This is a genomic window from Tunturiibacter gelidiferens (genome assembly GCF_013410115.1).
GTDB lineage: Bacteria > Acidobacteriota > Terriglobia > Terriglobales > Acidobacteriaceae > Edaphobacter > Edaphobacter gelidiferens.
In genome coordinates, this window is sequence record NZ_JACCCV010000001.1 from 2060046 (window position 1) to 2078918 (window position 18873).

The 18873-nt window shown below is 60.2% G+C and carries 19 protein-coding genes; 5 read left to right on the forward strand and 14 right to left on the reverse strand.

Annotated features, from left to right (window positions below; genetic code table 11):
- Positions 1 to 21: 21 nt before the first annotated feature.
- Positions 22 to 1113 carry a DsbA family protein gene (locus tag HDF12_RS08795; RefSeq protein WP_246373502.1) on the forward strand — a complete coding sequence of 364 codons (1092 nt, stop codon included), beginning with the start codon at positions 22 to 24 and terminating at the stop codon, positions 1111 to 1113.
- 88 nt (positions 1114 to 1201) lie between these two features.
- Here the strand turns inward: HDF12_RS08795 and HDF12_RS08800 are convergent, their stop codons facing one another.
- The 4 genes from HDF12_RS08800 to HDF12_RS08815 are packed head-to-tail and all read right to left on the reverse strand — an operon-like array spanning position 1202 to position 4813.
- Positions 1202 to 1429 carry a hypothetical protein gene (locus tag HDF12_RS08800; protein WP_179582158.1) on the reverse strand — a complete coding sequence of 76 codons (228 nt, stop codon included), beginning with the start codon at positions 1427 to 1429 and terminating at the stop codon, positions 1202 to 1204.
- A gap of 38 nt (positions 1430 to 1467) precedes the next feature.
- Positions 1468 to 2031: a DUF420 domain-containing protein gene (locus HDF12_RS08805; RefSeq protein WP_179582160.1), complete on the reverse strand. Its 564-nt coding sequence runs from the start codon at positions 2029 to 2031 to the stop codon at positions 1468 to 1470.
- Between the two features lie 4 nt (positions 2032 to 2035).
- A complete protein-coding gene (gene cyoE, locus HDF12_RS08810) occupies positions 2036 to 2992 on the reverse strand; it encodes a heme o synthase (protein ID WP_179582161.1) in 957 nt (318 codons plus the stop codon).
- 57 nt (positions 2993 to 3049) lie between these two features.
- Positions 3050 to 4813 (reverse strand): lysine--tRNA ligase, encoded by a 1764-nt coding sequence (locus HDF12_RS08815; protein WP_179582162.1) that lies wholly within the window; start codon positions 4811 to 4813, stop codon positions 3050 to 3052.
- A 112-nt stretch (positions 4814 to 4925) separates the two neighbouring features.
- Between HDF12_RS08815 and HDF12_RS08820 the strand changes: the two genes are divergently transcribed.
- The 4 genes from HDF12_RS08820 to HDF12_RS08835 all read left to right on the forward strand — a co-directional run bounded on the left by HDF12_RS08820 (position 4926) and on the right by HDF12_RS08835 (position 6834).
- A complete protein-coding gene (locus tag HDF12_RS08820) occupies positions 4926 to 5189 on the forward strand; it encodes an AtpZ/AtpI family protein (protein ID WP_179582163.1) in 264 nt (87 codons plus the stop codon).
- A gap of 22 nt (positions 5190 to 5211) precedes the next feature.
- Positions 5212 to 5622 (forward strand): ATP synthase subunit I, encoded by a 411-nt coding sequence (locus HDF12_RS08825; RefSeq protein ID WP_353073864.1) that lies wholly within the window; start codon positions 5212 to 5214, stop codon positions 5620 to 5622.
- Between the two features lie 42 nt (positions 5623 to 5664).
- Positions 5665 to 6396, forward strand: a complete 732-nt coding sequence (atpB, locus tag HDF12_RS08830) for a F0F1 ATP synthase subunit A (protein WP_179582164.1) — start codon at positions 5665 to 5667, stop codon at positions 6394 to 6396.
- Between the two features lie 129 nt (positions 6397 to 6525).
- Entirely contained in the window at positions 6526 to 6834 is a 309-nt protein-coding gene (locus HDF12_RS08835; protein WP_179582165.1) for an ATP synthase F0 subunit C, read from the forward strand.
- A 272-nt stretch (positions 6835 to 7106) separates the two neighbouring features.
- Here the strand turns inward: HDF12_RS08835 and HDF12_RS08840 are convergent, their stop codons facing one another.
- The 10 genes from HDF12_RS08840 to HDF12_RS08885 form a co-directional block, all read right to left on the reverse strand.
- A complete protein-coding gene (locus HDF12_RS08840) occupies positions 7107 to 8627 on the reverse strand; it encodes an NADH-quinone oxidoreductase subunit N (RefSeq protein WP_179582167.1) in 1521 nt (506 codons plus the stop codon).
- Positions 8627 to 10198, reverse strand: coding sequence for a complex I subunit 4 family protein (locus HDF12_RS08845; protein WP_179582169.1), 1572 nt, complete (start codon positions 10196 to 10198; stop codon positions 8627 to 8629). Before HDF12_RS08845 ends, HDF12_RS08840 begins: the two co-directional genes overlap by 1 nt.
- Before the next feature lie 48 nt (positions 10199 to 10246).
- Positions 10247 to 12286 carry an NADH-quinone oxidoreductase subunit L gene (gene nuoL / locus HDF12_RS08850; RefSeq protein WP_257025433.1) on the reverse strand — a complete coding sequence of 680 codons (2040 nt, stop codon included), beginning with the start codon at positions 12284 to 12286 and terminating at the stop codon, positions 10247 to 10249.
- A gap of 5 nt (positions 12287 to 12291) precedes the next feature.
- On the reverse strand, positions 12292 to 12603 hold the full coding sequence (nuoK, locus tag HDF12_RS08855) for an NADH-quinone oxidoreductase subunit NuoK (protein ID WP_179582171.1): 312 nt from the start codon (positions 12601 to 12603) through the stop codon (positions 12292 to 12294).
- 2 nt (positions 12604 to 12605) lie between these two features.
- Positions 12606 to 13112, reverse strand: coding sequence for an NADH-quinone oxidoreductase subunit J family protein (locus HDF12_RS08860; protein WP_179582173.1), 507 nt, complete (start codon positions 13110 to 13112; stop codon positions 12606 to 12608).
- A gap of 117 nt (positions 13113 to 13229) precedes the next feature.
- Positions 13230 to 14291, reverse strand: a complete 1062-nt coding sequence (gene nuoH / locus HDF12_RS08865) for an NADH-quinone oxidoreductase subunit NuoH (protein WP_179582175.1) — start codon at positions 14289 to 14291, stop codon at positions 13230 to 13232.
- 50 nt (positions 14292 to 14341) lie between these two features.
- Positions 14342 to 16744: a molybdopterin-dependent oxidoreductase gene (locus tag HDF12_RS08870; protein ID WP_179582177.1), complete on the reverse strand. Its 2403-nt coding sequence runs from the start codon at positions 16742 to 16744 to the stop codon at positions 14342 to 14344.
- Positions 16745 to 16747: 3 nt separating this feature from the next.
- On the reverse strand, positions 16748 to 18064 hold the full coding sequence (gene nuoF / locus HDF12_RS08875; RefSeq protein WP_179582179.1) for an NADH-quinone oxidoreductase subunit NuoF: 1317 nt from the start codon (positions 18062 to 18064) through the stop codon (positions 16748 to 16750).
- Positions 18065 to 18574, reverse strand: a complete 510-nt coding sequence (locus tag HDF12_RS08880) for an NADH-quinone oxidoreductase subunit NuoE family protein (protein WP_179582181.1) — start codon at positions 18572 to 18574, stop codon at positions 18065 to 18067.
- Entirely contained in the window at positions 18567 to 18869 is a 303-nt protein-coding gene (locus HDF12_RS08885) for a transcriptional regulator (RefSeq protein ID WP_179582183.1), read from the reverse strand. The genes HDF12_RS08880 and HDF12_RS08885 overlap by 8 nt, the downstream gene beginning before the upstream one ends.
- Positions 18870 to 18873: the final 4 nt, after the last annotated feature.

Consider the following 18873-nt stretch of genomic DNA (forward strand, 5'->3'; position numbering starts at 1 on the left):
CGCGGATAGCGACGGCGAAGGATGGTGTCTTTGAAGATTTCGAATTGGATGTTGGCGGGATTGGTGACGGCTCTCAGCGTTACGGCAGCGGCGGGAGCACAGACGTCAGCGGGTGCGGGAGCGCAGACTGCTCCTGCGGCGCAGACTGCTCCTGCGGCACAGAAGCCTGGAGCTCCTTTACAGCTGCAGAGTCTGGGGCAGGATACGAAGGCGGATCCGTTTCCTCCTGTGAATCAGAAGTACTTTACGGCGTCTACGCCCACGGTGGATACGGTCAATGCGTTTTTGAAGGCCCTGTGGGGATATGACCCGAACCGGATCTGGCGGGTCGAGGCGATCCAGTCCACCACGGCGCCGAGTGTGAGTAAGGTGATTGTGTTTGTCACGGACAAGACAGCCAATGCGAAGGTGCAGCCTACGGCGTTTTTTGTGATGCCGGATGGCAAGCATGCGGTCGCGGGCGACGCGGTGGTACCGTTCGGCGCGACTCCGTTTGCTGATCTGCGTAAGACGCTGCAGGCTCGCGCAGACGGTGCGACGCGCGGCGCGACCAGCAAGGATCTTTTGCTGGTTGAGTTTGCAGATCTGCAGTGCCCGCATTGCAAAGAGGCGCAGTCGACGATGGAGCAGTTGGTGAAGGACTTCCCGAACGCACGCGTGGTGTACCAGAGCTATCCGCTGGTGGATCTGCACCCGTTCGCGTTCAAGGCGGCGGCGTATGGGTATTGCGTGCAGAAGCAGAAGAACGATGCCTACTTTGTCTACTCTGCCGGGGTGTTTGATACCCAAGGCGCTTTGACTCCTGAAACTGGGGATCAGACGTTGAAGAATGCAGTGACTAAGGCTGGATTGGATCCGGCGGCGATCGACGCGTGCGCGGCGACTCAGCCGATCAAGGACCAGGTGAATGCTTCGATCAAACTGGCGCAGGACATCGATGTCGAACAGACTCCGATGCTTGCGGTGAACGGGCATCTGCTGCCGTTGGCCGGGATTCCATACGAGACGCTAAAGACGATCATCTCGTACCAGGCGTCGCTCGACGGCGTGAGCACGGGAGCGACTGGGGCGGCTGTGGGTAGCAGTTCGAATCCTCCGACTCTGGGTAAGTAACGAGTCCAGGTCTCCGTTTGTTGGAGTAATTCAATCAGAAGCCTCGGTCACTACGACCGGGGCTTTTTATTGCGCGAAGTTGGAAGTGTTAGCGGCGGCGGTCGCCGATGAGTTTGACTGCCGCCAGAAGAAGCGTGAGGAAGCCGGTGGGGAGACAGCCCATTGCGAGCATCAGGGAGAGCCATCCGAGGTTGGTGTGGGGGCCTTGATGGCGGGTAATGCCGCCGAAGCTGGTAAAGATGAGTGCGGCTGCGACGACTCCGGTGCCGAAGATAAGGAGGCCGGTTCGGAGGAGCTTGCTGGTGTCTGGCTGCATAAGAGTCGTGCTTGGAGTTTGCGGTTTCAATGACTGATTTATCGGTATGCGGCAAGCATCGCGTACACGATGACTCCGGAGACCGAGACGTAGAGCCAGATGGGATAGGTCCAGCGGGCGAGGCGGCGATGTGCGGGGAAGCGGCCGGTGAGGGACAGGAAGAAGGTGATCAGGATCATGGGCAGGCAGATGATCGCGAGCAGAATGTGCGGCGTCAGCAGGATCCAGAGATAGATGAAGCGCGCTGTGGGATAGGCCTTGGGAAAGAGCATGTCGCCGTGGAGGACATGGTTGGCGATATAGGCGACTAGAAAGACGCTAGACACGATGAAGGCGCCGAACATGCTGTTGCGGTGGGCTGTGATCTGGCGACGACGGATGAAGCGATATCCGATGACGAGGAAGACAGCGCACAGGGCGTTCAGGATGGCGTCGAGCGCAGGAAGGAAGGCCAGGTGAGTGCCTGCTACGTCGACCGGAGGGTGATAGTAGACAAGCCATGCGAGAAAGAGCGATGCAACAGCGCTGACGGCGATGATCGAAGCGATGACGGAGGGCGGGGTGCGGTATTCAGGGCTGATTTGTTGTGTGGAGAAAGGCATAGGTCTAGAAGAGCAAGCGTCCTTTGGCGTCGAGCATCATGGCGGCTAAAAGTAGCGGGAGATAGATCACGGAGGCGCGGAGGAGGTCGCGGGCTACGAGGCGGGAGGAGTCGGAGTCGGGATTGCGGAGGATGCGGGCGAAGCGGACCGTGTACCCGAGGTAGCCGGCGCCCAGGAGCGTTGCAGCTACGGCATAGAAGTAGCCGGTGGTGTGGAGAGCTGCGGGCCACAGGCTGACCGGGATCATGAGGACTGCGTAGAAGAGGGCCTGGATGACCGTGCTCTGGGCAGCGTACTGGGTATTTGGCAGGTTGGGCGTGAGGCGGATGCCAGCGCGGGCGTAGTCCTCGCGGTACATCCAGCCGATGGCCATGAAGTGAGGGAACTGCCAGACGAAGAGGATGGCGAAGAGTGCGACGCCGGGCCACTCGATTATGCCTCGTGCGGCTGTCCAGCCGATAAGCGGCGGGAGTGCTCCGGGAAATGCCCCGATGAAGGTGTTGATGGTGGTGACGCGCTTGAGCGGGGTGTAGATGGCGACGTAGCCGATGGCTGTGAGAAGGGTCAGGGTTCCGGTGAGCAGGTTGGTGGTGTAGGCGAGGTAGAGGGATCCCAGAAAGATCGCCGCGAAACCCAGAACGAGGCCGTGCGTGAGAGAGATTCGACCTGCTGCCATGGGGCGTGAGGCGGTGCGGCGCATGAGCGAGTCGGTCTTGCGCTCGAGGGCCTGGTTGAGAGCGCTGCTGCCGCAGGTGACGACGGCGATTCCTGCGAGCGCCTGGAGGAGGCCGGCGTGGAAGGGGCTGATGCCGCTGCGGAGGCTCCCCAGGTAGAAGCCGGCTCCCGCGGTGATGATGACCATGGTGGAGACGCGGAGCTTGAAGAGGGTGGCGTAGTCGGCGAGCAGCGAGTGGGGCTTCGCGGGAGCGAGGACTGCATCGGTTGTCGCGGAGGTAGCCACAGGGTAAGGATAACGCGTTTGGAGCGCGGCGACCGGACCGGCGTCGCCGCTTGTGCGCTATTCGGCGGACTCTCCGTGTTTAGTTTCAGCGGCCTCGGCCTGTTTGACCTGAGGGCGGAGGAGCGGGAAAAGGATGACGTCGCGGATGGACTTAGAGTCGGTGAGGAGCATAGTGAGGCGGTCGATGCCGATGCCTTCGCCCGCGGTGGGGGGCAGGCCGTAGCCGAGGGCGCGGACGTAGTCCTCGTCCATCTGGTGGGCTTCGTCATCGCCGCGAGCCTTTTCGGCCATCTGCTGTTCGAAGCGGGTGCGTTGGTCGTCCGGATCGTTGAGTTCGGAAAAGGCGTTTCCGACCTCAAAGCCGCCGATGTAGAACTCGAAGCGCTCGACCCAGTCGGGCTCGTCGGGCTTGATCTTCGAGAGGGGGCTGACGGCGAGGGGGAAGTCGTAGATGATGGTGGGCTGGATGAGAGGTTCTTCGATGCCCATTTCGCCGCCTCGCAGAGCCTCGGCTCTTAGCTCGAAGAGGTCGGAGATGGCTTTGCCGTACGGTGCGCCTTTGTCGAGGACGAACTCACGAACGAAGTGGCAGTCTGCGCCGAGGCGATTGAGGGCTCGATCGAAGGAGGACTTCTCTGGATCGGCAAACTTCTCGCCTTCGTTGATAAGCGCCCTGAACTTCTCCTCGGAAGAAAAGTCGTCTTCGGTCGGCTGAATTGGCGCGTTTGGCGGCCACCACTTCATGATGGCCTCGCGCATGGAGAGTCGGGTCCAATTGCTGAGGTCGATCTCGTGGCCGTTGAAGTGGGTGATGGTCGTGCCGTTGACCTCCTTGGCGACGCAGATGACGAGTTCTTCGCTGAGGGTCATCAGGTCGTGATAGTTTGCGTAGGCCTGGTAGAACTCGAGCATGGTGAACTCGGGGTTGTGGCGGGTGCTGATGCCTTCGTTGCGGAAGTTTCGATTGATCTCGTAGACGCGGTCCATGCCGCCTACAACGAGGCGCTTGAGATAGAGCTCGGGCGCGATGCGGAGGAAGAGGTCGAGGTCGAGCGCGTTGTGATGCGTGGTGAAGGGCTGGGCCGCTGCGCCTCCGGCTATCTGATGCATCATCGGGGTTTCGACTTCGAGGTAGCCGCGGCGATCGAAGAACTTGCGGATTGCGCGAAGGATGGCGGCGCGCTTGACGAAGACCTCGCGGACGTTGGGAGTTTCGGGCTCGGCAGGTTCGTTCGACGTTTCGCCTGAGGTGGCGGGTTTAGCGGCGCCGGTGTTCATGAAGAGGTCGACGTAGCGCTGACGGTAGCGAAGTTCGGTGTCTTCCAGGCCGTGGTACTTGTCGGGAAGGGCCAGCATGGCCTTGGTGAGGAAGGTCAGGGCGGGTAGATTGTCGAAGCTTCCGACGTGGACGGTGAGCTCACCGGTCCGGGTGCGGAAGAGATGGCCGCGGACGCCGATATGGTCGCCGAGGTCGAGAAGCTTGTAGAGGGCGAAGGTGTTTTCGCCGACGTCATCTTTACGGACGTAGATCTGGAAGCGCTGGCCGCCTTGTTGCAGCTGCGCGAAGCCGGCCTTGCCCTGGACGCGGATGGCCATGATGCGCCCTGCGATGCTGACGAGGATAGGGTCGGCGTCGAGCTGCTCGGCGGTGAGGAGGTCGTAGCCGGCACGGATCTCGGGGATTGTGTGGCTGGCGGCGTAGTGATTGGGGTAGGTCGCCTCGGCGTGGCTGAGGCCTTCGAGCTGGCCGAGGGCGGCGATCAGTTGGAGCTTCTCGCGGCGCTGTTGATAAAGATTCTTTTCGAACTCCGACTCGTACACAGGGATTCCTTTGGCTGGATGTTGCCGACACTCCAGTATAGCGAGGCGTGAGGATCTCGAAGGATACATAGAATGTGTCAGTCGGCGTTGTGCGTGGTGTAATAGTCCTGCTATGGCGGATGATGGAGCAGGGAACGGCGGTAACGGTGCGGGTGGCGGCGGGAAGGGTGCGCTCGGTGAGTTGGTAAAGGCCGAGTCGATGATCCAGCTGGCGATCGCGCTGCCGGCTGGGTGCGTGATCGGATGGCTGGTGGGGAGTTGGCTGGATCGGCACTTTCATCAGGGCTGGATCGCGATTGTGGGGATTTTGCTTGGGGCCGCGGCTGGCTTTGTCCAGATATTTCGAACCGCATCTCGGTATATCAAGCGTGGATAACGGCACAGGCGAGGACGATCTTGTGAAAACGTTGGAGAGTTTCAGCGATGCGGACTTCAAGCGGACTATTTTGAGCGCGTTGCGGTTGCTGGTGGTGATTACCGTGGTTGCGGCACCAGTGGTGTGGTGGAAGATGGGGTGGCAGTCCGCGGTTTTGCTGCTGGTGGGGGCACTGATCTCGGGATCGGGGCTGTTCGAGTGGCTTCGGCTGATGACAGCGGTGATGGTCAGGATGGATGGCGGAGGAAAGGCGAAGCCGATGGGGCTGATTTTGTTCGGTTTCTTCCTGCGGCTCGGGCTGACCGTCGTGCTGCTTTATGTTAGCCTTAAGATTCTGAATGGTTCGGTCTATGCGCTTGCCGCTGGCCTCGCTCTGGGTGTGTTTGCACTGACGGTCGAGGGTTTGAGGCTGATGAAGGCGTGGACGGTTTAGGCCGGACGTTCGCAGATTACGTTTCGCAGAAGCTTTATTTATATGCCTACACAAACAGCCATCACCCTATTTTTGAATCAGCACTTTGGTGCGTTCACGACCTCGTTTCTTGAGGCGCTGCATGTGCATCCGAAGTATCCGGCTTATCCGATCTCGGATTCCTTTGCGATGGAGCTGCTGGTGTTTTTCGTTCTGATTGCTTACTTCATGCTCGTACGGATGACGCTGAGCGTTGAGAAGCCTGCCGCAGCGCAGCATCTGGCAGAGATGACCCATGAGTTCGTCTCGGAGCAGGGCGAACAGATCATCGGACACGGTTCGGAGCGGTTTACCAGCTATCTGACGGCCCTGGGTTTGTTCATTCTGCTGGCCAACCTGATGGGTGTGGTTCCGGGACTGAAGTCGCCTACCGCGTATGCGGTGGTGCCTCTCGGCTTTGCGCTCTGTACCTTCATTTACTACCACTACCACGGCGTTCGGGAGAACGGCTGGGCATACATCAAGCAGTTCCTTGGGCCGGTATGGTGGTTGTATCCGTTGCTGTTGCCGATTGAGATCATCTCGCATTTTGCCCGTGTACTTTCGCTGACGGTTCGTCTCTACGCAAATATGTTTGCGGGAGATCTGGTGACAATCGCGTTCTTTTCATTGGTTCCGGTGGGAATTCCGTTGATCTTCCTCGGGCTGCACGTCGGTGTGGCTGTGGTGCAGGCCTATGTGTTCTTCCTGCTGGCTTCGATCTACTTGTCACTGGCCGTAGCGCACGATCACTAAAGACTTTGAGTTTCGCTGCGTTGGGGCCTCCTCTCGCAGTGTGCAACAACGCCGCATAGCGTGAGGGTGCCAGCACGGTGAGCATCAACCACCCACTGGCGGCGTATCCACGGAGGCAGGAGTAACACCATGAAGAAGCAGCAATATCTGTTTATGTCGTTGGCCGCGCTGCTGTTTGCAACGCCGGCTTTTGCGCAGGGCGCTGCCGCTGTAAGCCCCGGAGCCCAGTGGGTTCCTCTGGCTGCTGGTTTGGGCATGGCGCTGGCTGCTGGGCTTTGCGGTCTGGGTCAGGGCAAGGCGACCGCGTCGGCAACCGAGGCGCTGGCACGCAACCCGGGTGCTCGTCCTGGAATCTTTATCTTCCTGATTCTTGGGCTGGCGTTTATTGAGTCGCTCGCGCTGTTCACGTTCGTCATCATCTTCCTGAAGGTCCAGTAAAGCTTCGGCCTTTGGAGTTTGTGAGCATGAAAAGCCTCCGGAGTTCGCGGAGGCTTTTCTGTTGTCCTGCCGACGGGCCCACTGCGCGTGGGGCGGTCACTTCGTGACGGGTCTACCTTGTTTGAGTAAGAGATCTCTGGTGGTCCTCCCGTTGGTCGGAAGGATGCTCTTGCCGACCAACGGGAGGAGTTAGATCTATCTGTTTGCAAGACCGGTATACGCGCCACGAAGTGGCCGCCCCACGCGCAGTGGGCCCGTCCGGCAGGACGCAATTACTTCTCGTCGAACTGGAGCTGGAGGTGGCAGCTATCAGGAGAGGCAGCACACTCCTGCCGGCCTTGTTCGATCAAGGTGGAGTGGCTGGCGTACTCCGCAAACGAGACCGCACCGCTAGGCAGAATACCGAGTGCGCCTGTTGCTACAGCGGCAAGAGCGATACCGATCGCCGCAGGAACACTGATGCGGCGAAGCTGGTTGAGGCGAGTGCTTTCGCTGCCAGGGCGCGTGTAGATCGCAGCCAGCAGACGGAGGTAATAGAAACAGGCGACGCCGCTGTTGAGAAGACCGATGACGGCGAGCCAGACGTTGCCGCCATGGATCGCTGCGGAGAAGACGTAGAACTTGCCGAAGAAGCCGCCGGTGAAGGGAATTCCAATGAGCGAAAGCAGGAAGAAACTGAGCAGGGCGGCGAGGTAGGGGCGCTTCTGGCCGAGGCCGGTGTAGTCGTCGATGCTGCGGGCGCGCTCGTCGTAGCCGGCGATCTGGGTGACTACAGCGAAGGCTCCGACGTTCATCGCGGCGTAGGTTGCGGTGTAAAAGCAGGCCGCGGCGATACCGTCGAAAGGGAAGGCGGTGAAAGCGACCAGCAGGTAACCCGCGTGGGCGATGCTGGAGTAGGCCAGCATGCGTTTGACGTCGCGCTGGAGCAGGGCGCCAAGGTTGCCAACCGTCATCGATAGTGCGGCGAGAACCCACATCATGATGGCCCAGCGATGTTGATAGGTTGGGAAGCCGGTGAAGGTGATGCGGAGCAGGACGGCGAAGGCGGCTGCTTTCGGTGCAGTCGACATGAGGCCGACGACCGGAGCCGGTGCGCCCTGATAGACATCTGGGGTCCAGACGTGGAATGGGGCGGCGGAGACTTTGAAGCCGAGACCGATCAGGATGAGGGCGAGAGCCGTGAAGGCTAAAGCAGGGGTTGCTGTGGTCTCGAGGCCGTGGGCGATGGCGTAGATGTTGGTCGAACCGGTGGCTCCGAACGCGAGGGCTACGCCGTACAGGAAGAAGGCGGTGGCGAAGGAGCCGAGCAGGAAGTACTTGATGGAGGACTCAGTGCCGGTCGCCTGACCCTTGCGGAAGCCGCACATGATGTAGGTGGAGATCGAAGAGATCTCCAGACCGACGAAGACCATGAGGAGTTCGACCGAGCAGGTCATCAGCATCATGCCGACTGCGCCGAAGAGCGTGAGGGCAAAGTACTCGCCGGCGTGACTGGCGTTGCCCTCGAAGTAATCCAACGATCCCAGGAGCGTGACTAGGACGACCGAGCCAATGACGAAGTGGAAGAGGACCGAGAAAGCGTCGATCTGAATTGTGCCGGAGAAGGCGTGGACGGTCCCAAACTGGATCTGATACCAGCTTGCGGCGAGAGCGGCGACGGTGCCGGCGATTGCTAGCCAGCCGAGAGGTTTGCGGCTGGAGCCTGGCTTCAGGCACGGCTCTGCGAGCATGACCAGAACACCGACAAGGGTGAGGATGAGCTCGGGAAGGAGGGCCAGGACGTTAGGGGACATTACTTCGTGGCCTCCTGCTCGGCGGATATCTGTGTCTGTGGGACGATGGTGCTGACGGAGGCTGCGGGCTCGATAGTCTGAGGTTCCTGCGCGAGATAGGTGCCTGCGGTGTCGATGGCGCGCAACCAATAGGGCGAAGCAATGCCCATGAACAGCATGACGGCGATCAGGGGCCAGAGTGCAAGGTGCTCGCGGGCGGTGACGTCAGGGACTGGCACGTCGGCTGTGTTCTCGTTCAGGTCGCCGTAGAAGACGCGCTGGATCATCCAGAGCATGTAGGAGGCGGTGAGGATGACGCCGGTGGTGGCGAGCACCGTCCAGCGAGTGTGGTGGGTGACTGCGGACTGCATGCCGCCGGTGAGGACGAGGAACTCGCCCACGAAGCCGTTGAGCATTGGCAGACCGATCACCGACAGGGTTGTGATGACGAAGAGGGTCACCATCCAGGGGAGCTTGGCCGCAAGACCGCCGTAGTCGCGCATGTCGTAGGTGCCGTAGCGCTCGTAGAGGATGCCAAGAAGGATGAAGAAGGCGCCAGCGCCGATGCCTTCGTTGAGGGTGGCGTAGATGCCTCCGTCGATGCCGGTGATGGTGAAGGTGAAGATGCCGAGGATGACGACGCTGACGTGTCCGAGTGCGCCGTATGCTGCAAGTTGCTTGAGATCTTTCTGGACGAGAGCTATGAGCGCGCCGTAGACGATGCCGATCGCTCCGAGGGCGATCATAAGCGGGGCGATCTGGCGGGACTGCTCGGGGAAGATGCTGAAGGAGAAACGCAGGATGGAGTAGAGGCCGAGTTTGCCGACCAGAACCATCACGGCAGCGGTGGGTGCTTCGGCGATTGCGTCTGAGAGCCAGCCGTGAAGCGGAAAGACTGGTACCTTGACTGCAAAAGCTACGAGGAAAGCGAGCGAGGCCAGCCAGAGCGCTGCGCTGTTGCTGGAGATATTGTGGGCGGCGGCAAGCTGGGCGAGCTCGGGCAGCTGGAAGGTGCCGGTGCGGGCGTAGACCCAGAGCATGCCGACCAGCAGGATCGCTGACGGAATGAAGGTGTAGAGGAAGTATTTGATGGCGGCGCGGCGGCGGTTGGCGCTGCGGCCGAAGGTGGCGATGAGCAGCGTCATGGGAACGAGTGAGAGCTCCCAGAAGGCGTAGTAGAGGAAGAGGTCGAGCGAGACGAAGATGCCGATCATCGCAACCTGTTGCAGGAGGAAGAGGGTGTAGAAGAGCTTCTTGCGGTCGCCGATGGTGTTCCAAGAGACGAGGACGCCGAGCGGGGCGAGGAAGCCAGTGAGAACGACGAGCCACATGGACAGGCCATCGACGCCGAGGTGATAGCGGATGGCGGGGGAGTTGATCCACTCGTGATTCTGTTCAAACTGGAAGCTGCCAGCGATAGCCGAGTAGTCGTAGCGTGCGGGCAGGTGCAGGGTGCAGATAAAGGTGATGAGGGTGACGGCGAGAGCACCCCATTGCATCAGCCTGCCCTTGTCGGGCAGCAAGGCCAGCAGGACCGCACCCGCGAGCGGGACGAAGATGAGTACGGTCAGGATGGTGTGGTCGATATTCATCGTTTCCTTTGGGTGTTGCTAAAGCAAGATACTGGTAAACGAGCTTCTTTAGTGCATCCAGATGGAGCGGCCGAAGATCATGACGAGCAGAACGGCGGCGGCCCCGAGTGCGAGCCAGCCGGCGTAGGAGCGAATGTTTCCAGACTGAACGCGCCGAACGAGAGAGCTGAGGCCCCGGGTGGTTGCGCCAGCGGCTGCGCCTGCGCCGTTGACGATGCCGCCGTCGATGATGCCGCCGAGGAAGAGACGGCTGAACATGAGCAGGGGGGAGACGATGACCGCCCCGTAGATCTCGTCGATGTAGAACTTGTGGTCAACGAGGTTGTAGAGGGCTGGCATCTTTGCTGCGAGCGCTGCGGCGGTGCCGGGCTTCTTGTAATAGAAGAGGTAGGCAATGCCAAGACCTGCGAGTGCGACGAGGACGGAGACTACGGCAAGGCCCAGCTCGGGGCCGCGGCTGATGGTTGCTGCTTCGACCGCTGCGCCTGAGCTGAAGACGGGATCGAGGAAGTGTTCGATCTCGTTGTGGCCCCCCATAGCGGCGGGAACGCCTACCCACCCGCCAATAATCGACAATAGAGCGAGGATGGCTAGTGGAACGGTCATAATCGCGGGGGACTCGTGGACGCCGTGCGCGTGATTGTCTTCCGGGTCGACGACCATAACTGCGTGGCTGCCGGAGTGAGTGTGGACGGCTGCTCCGTGGGCGTGAAGGTCGGTGCGCTCTTCAAAATGCTCTGGGCCAAAGAAGGTCTTGAACCAGAGGCGGAACATATAGAAGGAGGTCATGCCGGCTGTGATGAGACCGACGAGCCAGAGGAGTTTGCCGAGGGGATTGGTTGAGACAAAGGCCTGGTAGAGGATCTCGTCCTTGGAGAAGAAGCCGGCAAGCGGCGGAATACCTGAGATGGCGAAGACGCCCATCGTCATGGTCCAGAAGGTGACGGGAATGCGCTTGCGGAGTCCACCCATCTTGCGCATGTCCTGTTCGCCGGAGAGTGCGTGGATGACCGAGCCGGCAGAGAGGAAGAGAAGAGCTTTGAAGAAGGCGTGGGTGAGCAGGTGGAAGATGCCTGCGGTGTAGGCTCCAACTCCGCAGGCCAGGAACATGTAGCCGAGCTGGGAGACGGTGGAATAGGCGAGGACGCGCTTGATGTCGTGTTGCACCATACCGATGCAAGCCGCGAAGATGGCCGTAGCCGCGCCGATGATCGCAACGACGCCCAGAGCATAAGGGCTACGGTCGAAGAGCACATGGCAGCGGGCCACCATGTAGATGCCGGCCGTGACCATCGTTGCCGCGTGGATCAGCGCAGAGACAGGCGTGGGGCCTTCCATTGCGTCGGGGAGCCAGACGTAGAGCGGAATCTGGGCGGATTTTCCAACTGCGCCGAGGACAAGCAGAAGGGCGATCACGGTGAGGATGCCGCCATTCCAGCCGGGATTGACGCTGATGGCCTGGAAGATGTGGGTGAAGTCGAGGGAGCCGAACTCGCGGACGAGGAGGAACATCGCAAGGAGAAACCCGAAGTCGCCGATGCGGTTGACGATGAAGGCTTTTTTCCCCGCGTTGGCGGCGGAATCCTTCTGAAAGTAGAAGCCGATCAGCAGATAAGAGGCCAGACCCACACCCTCCCAGCCGACGAAGAGCAGGAGGAAGCTCTCGGCAAGGACGAGGACGAGCATGAAGAACATGAAGAGGTTCAGGTAGGCGAAGAAGCGCCAGTATCCCTCTTCGTGCGCCATATAGCCGACGGAATAAACGTGAATGAGGAAGCCGACGCCGGTGACGACGCCAAGCATGATGAGAGTAAGGTGATCGACGGTGAGGGCGAAGTCGATCTGGAGGCCGGTGATTGCGATCCACGGCTGGCTGACGACCCGGAGGACTTCGGGCGCGCCTTCGGCCTTCATGACGATCCAGAGCCATGCGACGATGGCGGCTGGAATGACGGTGCAGATCAGCGCGACGGCTGACACGAGTGCGCGGGGCAACTTGCGGCCTACGGTTCCGTTGACGAGAAAGCCGGCGAAGGGAAGCAGCGGGATCAGCCAGAGGTAGTCGGAGATCATGGAGGCAGAGGGCATAGAGTTCACGATTTCATCAGGTCGATCTGGTCGACGTTCAGCGTTTCACGCGTGCGGAAGATGGCGATGATGATGGCAAGGCCGACGGCGGCCTCGGCTGCTGCGACGACCATCACGAAGAAGACGAAGATCTGACCGGAGAGCTGATGCCACATGTGCGCGAAGGCGACGAAGGTGAGGTTGACGGCGTTGAGCATAAGCTCAATCGACATGAAGATAGTGATGAGGTTGCGTTTGATGAGGAAGGCCGCGACGCCGACCGAGAAGAGTATGGCAGCGAGGATGAGATAAGCGGCGATGGGCACCTGTGGGAGCATCTCTACTGCTCCTTTCGCGCGAGCACGACGGCTCCGAGGATGGCTACCAGGATGAGGATGGAGGTGACTTCGAAGGGAAGCAGCAGCTTGGTGAAGAGAATGGTGCTGATCTCGGAGATATTGCTGGTGACGTGGTTGAGATAGCCGCCGATGTTGGTGTAGCCGAGAGCCTTGCGCTCCGACAGGAAGACGAAGCTGAGCAGGCAGAAGATGGCTGCGGCGCCGGGAAAGCCGACGAGGTAGGCGGCGCGGCTGCCTGTAGTTCGCTCCTCTTCGCCGGCGTTCAAAAGCATGATGACGAAGACGAAGAAGACCATGATGGCGCCGGAGTAGACGATGACCTGGGATGCGGCGAGGAACTCGGCTCCGAGCGACCAGTAAAGGACGGCCAGCGACATCATGACGACGACCAGCGACAGTGCGCTGTTGATGGGATGGCGCTGCAGGAGGAGGTTGAGCGCTCCCGCTACGGCCAGCCCGCCAAAGATGAGAAAGAGTGCCAGTTGCATGATGTTCCGTCAGGTCCTTTGTGAGTCGCTTGAGACGCTTGAAACAGGGCAGAGGCCGATTTCGAAGAACTGGGCTATCTGCTGATTGTAAAACACCTTGTTGCGTATTCCGTGGAGCTAACTCCGTAAAGCAATGACAAGACTCGTGACGATGATGTTGGCCATGGCGAGCGGCAGGAGAAACTTCCAGCCGAAGCTCATGAGCTGGTCATAACGGAAGCGGGGCAGTGTGCCGCGGACCCAGATAAAGAGAAGCAGGAAGGCCAGAACTTTGACTACGAACCAAAGAATGGGGAAGATGGCCGAAAGGATTGGGCCGCCGAAGTCCGCTGGGAGGAGATGGCCGAGGGGGCTGGAGGCTCCGCCGAAGAAGAGCAGCGAAGCAACGCAGCTTACGGTGATCATGTTGGCGTACTCGGCCATGAAGAACATGGCGAACTTCATGGAGCTGTACTCGGTATGGTAGCCGGCGACAAGTTCGGATTCCGCTTCGGGAAGGTCGAAGGGCGCGCGGTTGGTCTCGGCGTAAGCGGCCATGATGTAGATGAAGAAGGCGACGAGCTGGCCCCCACCAAGGATGTTCCAACTCCAGGCGCCGTGTGCGCCCTGGCTGTTCACGATCTCGCGGAGACTGAGAGATTGTGCGCGGAGAACAACTCCGACGAGCGAGAGGCCAAGGGCGAGCTCGTAGCTAATCATCTGCGAGGTGGCGCGGAGACTGCCAAGCAGGGCGAACTTGTTGTTCGACGACCAGCCGGAGAGCGCGATGCCGTAGACCCCGATTGAGGTGATGCCGAGAATGACGAGGAGGCCGATGTTGAGGTCGGCGATGTTGAACATCTCGACGCCCTTGACGGTCTGCATTCCGCCGAATGGGACGACCGCGATAGAGATAAGCGCACAGGCCAGCGCGATGATAGGTGCAAGGATGAAGAGAGGGCGTTCGGCGGCGATAGGCAGGAGGTCTTCCTTGAGGAAGAGTTTGATTCCGTCGGCGAGCGGCTGCATCAGTCCGAAGGGTCCGACGCGAGAAGGTCCCCAACGGTTCTGGATGCGACCCAGAACCTTGCGCTCGAGTAGCACCGTGTAGGCGACCGACATCAGCGTGATGACGAGGACGACCACGACCTTAAGGATGCTGAGCAGCAGGAACGTCTGAAATGGGCTGAGGTGGCTCACGGCGGTGGGTTGGGCTCCTGTAGTTGTTTCGAGTCTGCTGTTGAGTCTACTTAGTCGGCTGCGGGCTGGATCTGCGTGAGGCCGGTTGGAGGACGTAGGCTCTCGTTGTGCTGCAGATCGGAGAGCATGGCGGAGTAGCGACCCAGGGTGCCCGAGGTAAACAGTGTATCGTTCGCCGGCAGGACGAGGTCGCGGCGGTTGCCGATTTGAACGAGGTCGTGGGTAGCTACGGCAGGCTGCAGATGCTGATCATTGCCGCTGAGCAGCTGAAGTCGCAGCAGGTTGTAGCCGGGGACTAGGCGCTGGATCTCATCGAGAATGGCGAACGGATCGAAGGGGCTGAGTTTCGGCTCCATGTTGTTTGCGGCAAGCCATACGGCATGACGGTCGGCCTCGCCGGACTGTGCGCCGCGGGACTGGCCCATGTCGGCGCGAGTGCCTTTGCCGAAGGGAATGAGGGCTTGCATATTTGCGCCCATCTTGTCGGCGATACGAACGATCATCTCGAAGTCGGTGCGGACTCCGGCACGGTCACCAGCCTTGTTGACGAGCTGGAGGTCGCCATAGCTGTTGGTGACGGAGCCGGATTTTTCGTAGAGATTCGCGGCCGGGAGGATCACGTCCGCGAGGGCTGCCGTCTCGGTGAGGAACATGTCCTGCACGACTACGAATGTGTCTTTGAGAGATAAGGGATCGATTCCGTAACGGGAGACGGGGTTGGAACCGACGACATACAGAGCGGAGAGTTCGCCGCGTTCTGCTGCTTCGAAGATCTCAAGCATGTCGAGACCCGGGGTGGTTGGAGTGTTGTATTCGGCGAAGGTAGTGTTCCCTGCGAGCGGAGTGTAGCCGGGTAGCAGGTCGGGCAGCAGGCCCATGTCGGCGGCTCCGCGAGAGTTGACGTAGTCGGAGATCAGCGCGAACTTGCGGTTGGGCAGAGTCTTGCCGAATGCGAGCAGGCGCTGCAGATCGCCGCCGCGGAACTCCGACCCGATAAGGACTAGGAGACTCTCCTCCGAACGAACGGCCTTACGGAAGTCATGGAAAGAGGACGTGTCTGCGCCGGAGTGGGTGAGGGAATCGACGGCGCTGTCATCTCCGGCCATGAAGCTTGCCAGTGCGCTGTAGCTGAACGGCGCGATGTGCGCGAAGGCTTTTGCCTGGCGGCGAAGCTTGATCTCGGCGGAGTTCGCGATGTAGAGGCGGGCGCGGTTGTTGCGGACGTTTGTGCGGATGTTCCAAGCTGTCGCGGGTGCCTGAATCGTTGGGTCGCCGCCGAGGATCATGATGGCCGGCGCGGTCAGCGTATCGTTCAGACTGGCTGTGCGGTTGGTTCCGGCCAACGCCCGGGCAAAGGCAACATAATCGGCGGTGCGATGGTGATCGATGTTGTTGGTGCCGAGGACAGTGCGAGCAAACTTCTGCAGCAGGTAGGCTTCTTCGTTCGTGGTGCGATTGGAGCCGATGACTCCAATGCTCTTACCGCCACGGGTATCGCGAAGTTCGCGGAACTTCTTGCCGACGTAGTCGAGTGCGACCTCCCAGCTGACTTGCTTCATCTCGCCGCTGGGCTGGCGGACGAGCGGCTGGGTGATGCGGTCTTCATTGTTTGCAAAGTCGAAGGCGTAGCGGCCTTTGTTGCAGAGGAAGTCGACGTTGATGCCGGACTTGTCGCGGTTATCGCCCCGGACGATCTCGGAGCCATCCGTGGTGCTGCGAACGCCGAGGGTGGTCTTGCATCCATCGCCGCAGTGCGTGCAGATGGTCGATACGTGATTCATCTCCCAGGGGCGGGTCTTGTAGCGATACGTGCCGGAGGTCAACGCGCCGACCGGGCAGGCGTCGATGCACATGCCGCACTGCTCGCAGTCTACGTGGGCAAGGTCGTCGGGAGACATCTGCGCGGGGACGTTAGGGGCGATGACCGAGGAGCTGCCCCGGTTTTGAATGCCGAGAGCGAAGACGTCCATGCCTTCGCCGCACATACGAATGCAGCGATAACAGAGGATGCAACGTGGGCGATCAAAATAAACGACGGGGGACCACTTCTGCTCTTCGCGGTGGTTCTTGGGCTCAGCGTAGAAGCTGTCGGCGGCGCCGTACTTGAACGTCATATCCTGCAACTCACACTCGCCCCCGGCGTCGCAGACGGGGCAGTCGAGAGGATGGTTGCCGAGAAGAAGTTGCAGCGTCGCCTTGCGCGCCTGAGCGATCTCCGGAGACTCGCTTGTGACGACCATCCCCTCTGTAACCGGTGTGGTGCAGGCCGTTTGGAGCTTGGGCATCTTTTCAATACGCACGACGCACATGCGGCAGGCTGCCTGCAGAGAGAGGCCGGGATAGTAGCAGAAGGCGGGAATCTCGATACCGGCGGACTTGCAGGCTTCCAGAAGAAGAGTGCCTGCGGGTGCGGTAAGTTTCTTGCCGTCTACGGTAAAGGTTACGTCTGCCATGGCTTAGTGCGCTCCGACCAGCTGTTCAACGGTGATGATGGGGGTTCCGGCTTTGTTGCCTTCGATATAGTCTTCGAACTCTTTGCGAAACTTCTTGACGAAGGCGATGGTGGGCATCGCTGCTGCGTCGCCTAGAGGGCAGAAGGTACGGCCCAGCATGTTCTCGGCGAGATATTGAACGTTGTCGACATCTTTCTTATTGCCGCCGCCGTTATAGACGCGGGTGAGAGTCTTCTTGATCCAGTCGGTGCCCTCGCGGCAGGGAATGCACCAGCCGCAGGATTCATGCTGGTAGAACGCGATGGTGCGAAGCGCAAATTCGACGATCGAGACCGTCTCATCGAGCACGACGATTCCGCCCGAGCCTAGCATGGTGCCGGCCCTCCCCATCTGGTCGAAGTCCAGGCCTACGTCGATCTCGTCAGCAGTCATGACGGGACAGCTTGAGCCACCGGGGACGACAGCTTTGAGTTTCTTGCCGTCCTTAATACCGCCTGCTACCTCATAGATAGCCCGCTTGAGGTTGTAGCCCATCGGAAGTTCGTAGACGCCGGGGCGTTCGACGTGGCCGCTGATGCCAAACAGGCGCGTGCCGCCGTTGCGCTCGCTGCCTAGCTTGGCATAGGCCTCGCCACCCATCAGCAGGATGTGCGGTGCGTTGGCGATCGTCTCAGCATTGTTGATAACCGTAGGACCACCGTAAAGCCCGACGACAGCAGGGAAGGGAGGCTTGATGCGAGGCACTCCGCGTTTGCCCTCGAGCGACTCCATCAGGGCAGACTCTTCGCCGACCTCGTACGCCCCAGCTCCCGTCTGCGTGATGATGTCGAAGTCCACGCCGGTGCCGAAGATGTTTTTCCCTAGGAAGCCCTTCGCGTAAGCGTCCGCGACCGCCTTCTCGACGATCTTGAGCAGGTAGCGGTACTCGCCGCGGAGATAGATGAAGCCCAGCTTGGAGCCGATGGCGAGGCCGGCGATCATAGTGCCTTCGATGACGGCGTGGGGATCGTGCAGGAAGAGGACGTGATCCTTACAGGTGCCGGGCTCGGATTCGTCGCCGTTGACCAGCACGTACTTCGGCTTTTCGGACTGTTTCGGGACGAAAGACCACTTCATGCCGGTCGGGAAGCCAGCGCCGCCACGGCCACGCAGACCGCTGGCCTTCATCTCGCTGATGATCCACTCAGGACCCTTGGCGATGGCCTGCTGAACGGCTTTATAGCCATCGAGTTCGACATACTTGTCGATGTCGGTCGCGCCCAGACCGAAGCGGCGGGAAACAACTTTTACCTCATCGGGGTGCGAGACGAGTGATGGCATCTACTTCACGTCCTTTCCCTGGCCGTCGCGATAAATCTGGAAGAGAACGTCGACTTTCTCTGTGGTGAGGTCGTCGTGGAAATCATAGTTGATCTGAATGGCTGGAGCCCAGCAGCAGGCGCCGATGCACTCGACCTCTTCCAGTGAGAAGACGCCGTCCGGGGTCGTGCCTTTGTGGCCGATGCCTAGCTTGTGCTTGCAGTGGTCGAGGATCTCGTAGCCGCCGCGAAGCATGCAGGAGATATTCGTGCAGACCTGCACGTTGTACTTTCCGGCCGGCTTGGTGCGCAGCATGGAGTAATACGAAAGCACGTTGCGTACGTCCAACTCCAGAAGGTCGATGCGCTCCGCGATCTCGGCGATGACAGCATCAGAGATATAACCGATCTCATCCTGTGCGTAGAGCAGCATGGGCACAAGCGCCGACCGCTTGAGCGGGTAGATGGTGACGAGATGGTCGAAGCGTGCGGCCGTCTCTGGCGAAAAGATCGTATTGGCTATTTCACTCACTCTGCATCATCTCCCGCGCCAGCCTCTCGGCGGCAAGGTCCATCTCTTCGGCGATACCGTTCAGTTTAACCGTTCCATCTTCCTGCATCTTGAAGGTAGAGCGGCTTCCGTCACTTGATTCCAACGCCTCGTGCGTGAAGCGAATCCAACGGCTGGCCACACGAAGTGTAATCTCTTCTGCCCCGACTTCAACTACCGCATGATGCCTGCTGTTCATTCCGTGGGCGGCGGCGTAGGAGCGAAGCAGCGACGCCCACGAGGTCCAAAGTTCAGCTCTGAGGCGCGCTTCGAGCATCAGA